Source organism: Methylibium sp. T29-B (genome assembly GCF_000576225.1).
Classification (GTDB): domain Bacteria; phylum Pseudomonadota; class Gammaproteobacteria; order Burkholderiales; family Burkholderiaceae_C; genus Methylibium; species Methylibium petroleiphilum.
Genome location: NZ_AZSN01000171.1, coordinates 1 through 7,299 on the forward strand (window position 1 = coordinate 1; position 7,299 = coordinate 7,299).

General features: G+C 71.9%; 5 protein-coding genes and 2 pseudogenes. All 7 read left to right on the plus strand.

What is annotated here, in order from left to right; all coding sequences use genetic code 11:
* Positions 1 to 210, plus strand: a pseudogene (locus Y694_RS26205) (nickel transporter); the annotation flags it as partial.
* 13 nt (positions 211 to 223) lie between these two features.
* Positions 224 to 1,492, plus strand: a complete 1,269-nt coding sequence (locus Y694_RS18420; RefSeq protein WP_231497772.1) for a formylmethanofuran dehydrogenase — start codon at positions 224 to 226, stop codon at positions 1,490 to 1,492.
* A pseudogene (locus tag Y694_RS18425) lies at positions 1,489 to 3,173 on the plus strand (formylmethanofuran dehydrogenase subunit A). The gene Y694_RS18420 and the pseudogene Y694_RS18425 overlap by 4 nt, the downstream one beginning before the upstream one ends.
* A 4-nt stretch (positions 3,174 to 3,177) precedes the next feature.
* Entirely contained in the window at positions 3,178 to 4,101 is a 924-nt protein-coding gene (gene fhcD, locus Y694_RS18430; RefSeq protein WP_036235177.1) for a formylmethanofuran--tetrahydromethanopterin N-formyltransferase, read from the plus strand.
* 82 nt (positions 4,102 to 4,183) lie between these two features.
* Entirely contained in the window at positions 4,184 to 5,032 is an 849-nt protein-coding gene (locus Y694_RS18435; protein ID WP_310732273.1) for a formylmethanofuran dehydrogenase subunit C, read from the plus strand.
* 78 nt (positions 5,033 to 5,110) lie between these two features.
* On the plus strand, positions 5,111 to 5,644 hold the full coding sequence (gene fae / locus Y694_RS18440) for a formaldehyde-activating enzyme (protein WP_011830211.1): 534 nt from the start codon (positions 5,111 to 5,113) through the stop codon (positions 5,642 to 5,644).
* Positions 5,645 to 5,836: 192 nt separating this feature from the next.
* The coding region (locus Y694_RS18445) for a chorismate-binding protein (RefSeq protein ID WP_036235179.1) at positions 5,837 to 7,299 on the plus strand (1,463 nt) is incomplete at its 3' end.

Here is a 7,299-nt window from a genome sequence, read left to right on the forward strand (position 1 = left end):
GCCGACCTGACCGCTGCACAAGCCGCCGGTGCACACGCCTGGCTGGTGGCGTCGGCGCTGCACGACGGGCGCCTGCCGGCTGTGGTCGGCGCGCCGGGCGACGGCACAGACTGTGGCGCTTGTGGCGGCGCCAGCCACACAGTGTCGCGGGCCGGTGCGGATGCGGCCGCGCTGCCGCGCGGCCCCGCCCGTGGCACATGCTTTGCGTGACAGCGCGCCGATGATGGATCCCGTGAACGCCCCTGCCCCCCGCGCCTGGACCAGCCCGTTTTGTGCGCTGCTGAACGACGACCTGCAACTGGCGCAGCAGGACGGACGTTTCTCTCTGAGCGGCCCCGGCTGCGAGCGCGCACAGCGCGCGCTGGCGCACTTCCGGCCGGAGCGCTCGAGTGCCACGCCGAGCATCGCCGGGCAACCCGCCTCGCTCGACGAGGCCATCGAGCAGGCCGCGCAGCGGCTCGCGGCGAGCCGCCAGCCGTTGTTCGGCGGGCTGGCGACCGACGTCGACGGTGCGCGCGCCCTCTACCCGCTGGCCTGTGCCACCGGCGCCATCTGCGACGCCGCCGGTGGCGCCGCCCAGCTGCACACGCTGCGCGCGCTGCAGGACCGCGGCGCCTTCACCACCACGCTGGCCGAGGTGCGCAACCGCGCCGACCTGATCGTCTGCGTCGGCGCGTCGCCGCGCGAGAATTTTCCAGGGCTGTGGCGCCGCGTGGGCATCGGCGAGCCGCTGGTCGCGCAGCGCGAGATCGTCTTCCTCGGCGGCGCCACCGAGCCGGCGCTCGACGGCCTGGCCGGCGTCACGCAGCGCAGCGTCGCGCTGAGCGGCGACCTGTTCGACAGTGTCGCGCAGCTCGCCGCGCTGGTGGACGGCCGGCGCGTGCCACGCGCGGCCCCGGCGCTGGCCGAACTGGCAGCGCAACTGCACGCGGCGCGCTACGCCGTCGTCGTGTGGGAATCGTCGCAGCTGCCCGAGCACGGCGCGCTGATCGCCGAGGCGCTGAACCGCCTGGTGGGCACGCTCAACCAGCGTTCGCGCGCCGCGCTGCTGCCGCTCAGCGGCAAGGACGGGCTGCAGACGGTGAACTACGTCTTCACCTGGCTGTCGGGCCTGCCGCTGCGCAGCCGCGCCGGCCCGCTGGGGCTGGAACACGAGCCGCTGCGCTTCGACGCGAAGCGGCTGCTGGCCGAGGGCAGCGTCGACGCGCTGCTGTGGGTGTCGGCCTTCGGCCCGGAGCCGGCGGCCCCGAGCGCTTCGATACCGACGGTGGTGCTGGGCCATCCGGCACAGCAGGCCGGCGCCGGTGCCGATGCGGTGTTCATCCCGGTGTCGACGCCGGGCATGGGCTCGGCAGGCCACCTGTTCCGCTTCGACGGCGGCGTGGCACTGCCGCTGGAGGCGGTGTACGACGACGGGCTGCCGACGGTGGCGCAGGTGCTGCAGCGCCTGAACGCGCGCGTGCGCACGCTGCGGGCCGGGAGGTCGGCATGAGCGGCACGCTGCGATTGCGCGGCGGACGCGTCATCGACCCGGCGAACGGCGTCGACGCAGTGCGCGACATCGGCGTGCGCGACGGCCGCATCGTCGAGCTGCATCCCAAGGAAGCGGTGGGCGAGGACATCGACGCCAGCGGCTGCGTGGTGATGGCCGGCGGCATCGACATGCACACGCACATCGGCGGCGGCAAGGTCAACCTCGCGCGCATGCTGCTGCCGGAAGACCACCGCCTCAACCGCGACCCGATCGCGTTGCCGACCAACCCGCTGGAGCTGGCCTCGTGCGGCCACTGCACGCCCGGCACGCTGGCCACCGGCTACCGGTACGCGAGATGGGCTACACGGCGGCCTTCGAGCCGGCGATGATGCATTCGAACGCGCGCCATGCGCACATGGAGATGGGCGACACGCCCATCCTCGACCACGGCGCCTACGTGATGCTCGGCAACGACGAGCTGTTCCTGCAACTGCTCGCCGAGGGCCGCGAGTTCCAGCAGATCCGCGACTACGCCGGCTGGACCCTCCACGCCGCGAAGGCGATGGGCGTGAAGGTGGTGAACCCGGGCGGCATCTCGGCCTTCAAGTTCAACCAGCGCAAGCTCGACGTCGACGAGGAGCACGCTCACTGGCGGGTGACGCCGCGCACGATCGTGCACACGCTGGCGAAGGCACTGCATGAACTGGGCGTACCGCACCCGCTGCACATCCACGGCAGCAACCTCGGCGTGGCGGGCAACATCGAGTCCACGCTCGCGACCATCGACGCGCTGGAGGGCCTGCCGGCGCACCTGACGCACATCCAGTTCCACGCCTACGGCACCGAGGGCCCGAAGAAGTTTTCGTCGGCCGCGCAGCGCCTGGCCGACGCGGTGAACGCCCACCCGAACGTGAGCATCGACGTCGGCCAGATCATGTTCGGCCAGACCGTGACCGCCTCGGGCGACACGATGCGCCAGCACGCCAACGCCGGCCTCGCGAACCCGCGCAAGTGGATCGGCGCCGACATCGAATGCGACGCCGGCTGCGGCGTGGTGCCGTTCAAGTACCGCGAGCAGAGCTACGTGAACGCGCTGCAGTGGGCGATCGGGCTGGAGATCTTCCTGCTGGTGAAGGACCCGTGGCGCGTGGTGCTGACCACCGACCACCCGAACGGCGCGCCGTTCACCAGCTACCCGCACCTGATCCGGCTGCTGACGGACAAGAGCTTCCGCGACGAGCAGTTCGCGAAGCTCCACCCCGACGTGGTGGCGCAGTCGGCGCTGGGCTCGATCACGCGCGAGCTGACGCTGAACGAGGTGGCCATCATGACGCGCGCCGGCCCCGCGAAGCTGCTCGGCCTGAAGGACCGCGGCCAGCTCGGCGTCGGTGCCGCGGCCGACATCGCCGTCTACCGCGAGCACGCCAACCGCGAGACGATGTTCACCGCGCCGGAGCACGTGTTCAAGGACGGCGTGCGGGTGGCGCGGGCCGGCGTCATCACCGCCACGCCGACCGGCGGCACGCACTTCGTCGAGCCGGCCTTCGACCGCGGCATCGAGAAGCTGCTGGCGCCCTACACCGAGAAGCACCTGAGCGTGAGCCTGCGCAACGCCGTGATCGGCCACGACGAGCTGTGCCGGTGCTGCAACGGCGGGCGGCTGCTGCCGACCGCCTGCTTCACGACGACTGCGAACTGACGCGATGGAACTCAACGGCATCGTCATCGACGACAGCTTCGCCGAAGCCTTTCCGATGAAGGGCACGCGGCTCGTCATCACGGCGCACAACCTCGAATGGGCGCGCCATGCGGCGGTGGCCACCACCGGCTTCGCCACCTCGGTGATCGCCTGCGGCTGCGAGGCCGGCATCGAGCGCGAGCTGGCGCCCGAGGAAACGCCCGACGGGCGGCCCGGCATCGCGATCCTGATCTTCTCGATGAGCGGCCGCGAACTCGCCAAGCAGGTCGAGAAGCGCGTCGGCCAGTGCGTGCTGACCTGCCCGACCACCGCGGTCTACGCCGGACTGTTCGAGGGCGACGCGATCGCGCTGGGCAAGAACCTGCGCTTCTTCGGCGACGGCTGGCAGACCAGCAAGGTGATTGGCGGCCAGCGCTACTGGCGCGTGCCGGTGATGGACGGCGAGTTCGTCGCGCAGGAAACCACCTGGGTCACGACCCAGGCCGTCGGCGGCGGCAACCTGCTGCTGCTGGCGACCGACACCGCGGCGGCGCTGGCGGCGGCGGAAGCCGCGGTCGCCGCGATGAAGCAGCTGCCCAACATCGTGATGCCCTTCCCCGGCGGCGTGGTGCGCTCGGGCTCCAAGGTCGGCAGCAAGTACCCGACGCTCGGCGCGTCGACCAACGACGCCTACTGCCCCAGCCTGCGCGAGCTGGCCGCGAAGAGCGAGCTCGGCCCCGACATCGGCAGCGTGATGGAGATCGTGATCGACGGACTGACCGACGCCGACGTGGCGGCTGCGATGCGCACCGGCCTGAAGACCCTGATCGAGCGTGGCGCCGCGTCGGGCCTGAAGCGCATCGGCGCCGGCAACTACGGTGGCAAGCTCGGGCCCTTCCTCTATCACCTGCACAAGCTGGTGCCGGGCACGGCGGAGGGGCGGTCATGAGCCCGGCGCACGGCCGCCCGAAGCCGGGCGACATCCCCGCGGGGGATCGTGAGCGGCCGGCGGCCGTGAGCGAGGGGCGGTCATGAGCGGCTGGACACTCACGCTGAAGCAGGCACCGGCGCTGCGCCTGGATCTGCGCGCGCTGTCGCCCGCGGCCCTCGCCGGTCTGTCGGCCGACGCGGTGGCGAAGTTCGGCGTCTGGCACGGCAACGAGTCGGTCGCGCTGGGCGAGCTGTTCACGATCACCGCACGAAGCGACGACGCGCTCCGCTTCGAGGGCGATCTGTCCCGCGCCGACCGCATCGGCTGGCAGCTCACCGCCGGACGCATCCACGTGGACGGCCCGGTCGGCGACTACCTCGGCGCCGGCATGAGCGGCGGCGAGATCGTCGCGCGCCGTCATGCCGGCCTGCTGGCGGCCTGCGAGATGTCGGGCGGCCGGCTGGAGATCGGCGGCAACGTCGGCGATTACGCCGCCAGCGCCCTGCCGGGCAGCATGGACGGCATGCGCGGCGGCACGCTGCTCGTGCGCGGTTCGGCCGGCGCACGCTTCGGCGACCGCATGCGGCGCGGCAGCGCGCTGGTGTTCGGCGACGCCGGCGACTCTCGCTCGGCGCATGTGGCCGGCACGATCGCGGTGGCCGGCCGCATCGGCGCGCACGCCGGCTACGGCATGCGCCGCGGCAGCGTGGTCTGCGCCGGCACGGCGCCGACGATCCCGCCCACCTTCGTGGCCAACGACGCAACATCGACGTGTTCTGGCAGCTGCTGGCGCGCGACCTGGCGCGCCATGGCGGCGCCTTCGCTGGCCTGCCGGCACGGCGCGTGCAACGGCATCTGGGCGACCTCGCTGCGGGCGGCAAGGGCGAACTGCTGCTGTGCGTCTGAGCGAGCCGCGCTCCGGCACGGCGCGGCCCGGCTAAGCTCTTGAAAGGTGCCGGGACGGACCCGGCCACTCCTGCCGCTTCATTCGATTTCTTCTTTCGTCCCACTCACTCGAGACCCTGCCATGAGCAAGACCTACACCTTCCACGCCGGCGAAGCCACCGTGTTCGCCGCAGACGGCCAGTTCACCGACGCGATGCCGGAGATCCTGATCGGCCGCACCGACGGCCCGGTCGGCGCCGCGTTCGCCAACATGATGGCGCAGAGCAAGGGCCACACCGCGATGTTCGCGATCCGCGCCTGCAACCAGATGGTCCGCCCGGCGACGATCACCGTGCCGAAGGTGACCCTGAAGGACAGTGCCAACATCGACCTGTTCGGCGGCGTGGTGCAGGCGGCCACCGCCGACGCGGTGATCGACTGCGTGATCGAGGGCATCATCCCCAAGGACGTGGCCAACGAGCTGTGCATCGTGAGCCTGGTGTGGATCGATCCCCGCTGCGCGAAGGATCCGAACCTCGACAAGAAGGACATGTACCGCACCAACTACGAGGCCACCAAGCTGGCCATCCGCCGCGCGCTGAACAACGAGCCGTCGATCGACGAGTTGATCGCGAACCGGCACACGATCCGGCACGACATGGACGACTGGTCATGACGACCACCCTCGTTGAGAAATGACGATCACCCCCGTTGCGGCTGCGCCGCTCCCCCTCGAAGGGGGCGACGCTGGCGGGCCGGCGGAGCCGGAACCGCGGCGTCCACTGGGTGGGCTGCGGTTGGCTCCGGCCTGCGCGCTGGGGCGGCGTGGTTGACTGAATGAGTGCGCGTGGACGCTGACCGAGTGCCGATGAGCGACGACGTGGAGGCCTTTGCGCTGCTGGACGACCGCGCGGCGACCGCGGAGCGGCCGAGCAGCCGGCTCTACACGGACCATGTGCGGACGCACCGCTGCGAGGATCCGGCCGCGCTCGACGCGGTGTGGCGCGCGGTCGAGGCCGACCAGCGCGCCGGCCTGCACGCGGTGCTGCTGGCCGACTACGAATGGGGCGCGAAGCTGCTGCAGGCCGGTCGCCGCGCCGGCGACGCCCGGGCCGCGCTGCGCGTACTGATGTTCCGCGAACTGCGGCGGCTGTCGGCCGACGAGGCCGGGCACTGGCTGGCCACGCGGGAGGGCTCGGCCGAGCCTGGCCCGGCCGGCGCGCTGGACGTGCAGGCCAGCGTGGACCGCACCGCCTTCCACGCCGCGATCGGCCACATCCACGAGGCCATCCGCGCCGGCGAGACCTACCAGGTCAACTACACCTACCGGCTGGACTTCCAGGCCCACGGCGCGCCGGTCGCGCTCTACCGCCGGCTGCGTGCGCGCCAGCCGGTGCCCTATGGCGCCTTCATCGCGCTGCCGGCCGACGAGGTGGCCGCGAGCGGCGTCGCACACGTGCTGTCGTGCTCGCCGGAGCTGTTCGTCCGCCATGCGCAGGGCCGGCTCGTCGCCAAGCCGATGAAGGGCACGGCGCCGCGCCGTGCGGTGCTCGAAGGCGACAGCGAGACCGCCCGGCTGCTGAGCCTGGACACCAAGAACCGCGCCGAGAACCTGATGATCGTCGACCTGCTGCGCAACGACCTCGGTCGCATCGCCCGCACCGGCTCGGTGAAGGTGCCGGAGCTGTTCGAGGTGGAGTCGCATGCCACCGTGTTCCAGATGACCTCGACGGTCAGTGCCGAGCTGGCACCCGGCACCGACCTGCCGACGGTGCTGCGCGCCGTGTTTCCCTGCGGCTCGATCACCGGCGCCCCCAAGCACCACACGATGGAGCTGATCGCCGGGCTGGAAAGCACGCCACGCGGCCTGTACTGTGGCGCCATCGGCTGGGTCGACCTGCCGACCGCAGCGCCGGACGGGGCCTGCGGCGACTTCTGCCTGTCGGTGGCGATCCGCACGCTGACCCTGGGCCCGCCCGCGCCCGACGGTCTGCGCGCGGGCCGGCTGGGCATCGGTGCCGGCATCGTGCTGGACAGCGAGGCCGAGGACGAATACGGGGAATGCCAGTTGAAGGGGCGTTTCCTGACCGGCCTCGATCCGGGCTTCTCGATCTTCGAGACCCTGCACGCGACGCGCGAGCAGGGCGTGCGCCATCTTGACCGTCACCTCGCGCGCCTGCAGCGCAGTGCCACCGCGCTGGGTTTTCGCTGGGACGAGATCGAACTGCGTGAGGCGCTGCAGGAGCAGGTCGGCCGCCTGCCCGCCGGCGCGCCCTGCCGGCTGCGCCTGTCGCTCGACCGCGCCGGCCGCTGCGAGTTCACCGGCGCGCC

Bases quoted from the DNA above. Each gene is read 5' to 3' on its own strand.
- Y694_RS18420 (WP_231497772.1), top strand. From the start codon at position 224: ATGGATCCCGTGAACGCCCCTGCCCCCCGCGCCTGGACCAGCCCGTTT.
- fhcD (WP_036235177.1), top strand. From the start codon at position 3,178: ATGGAACTCAACGGCATCGTCATCGACGACAGCTTCGCCGAAGCCTTT.
- Y694_RS18435 (WP_310732273.1), top strand. From the start codon at position 4,184: ATGAGCGGCTGGACACTCACGCTGAAGCAGGCACCGGCGCTGCGCCTG.
- fae (WP_011830211.1), top strand. From the start codon at position 5,111: ATGAGCAAGACCTACACCTTCCACGCCGGCGAAGCCACCGTGTTCGCC.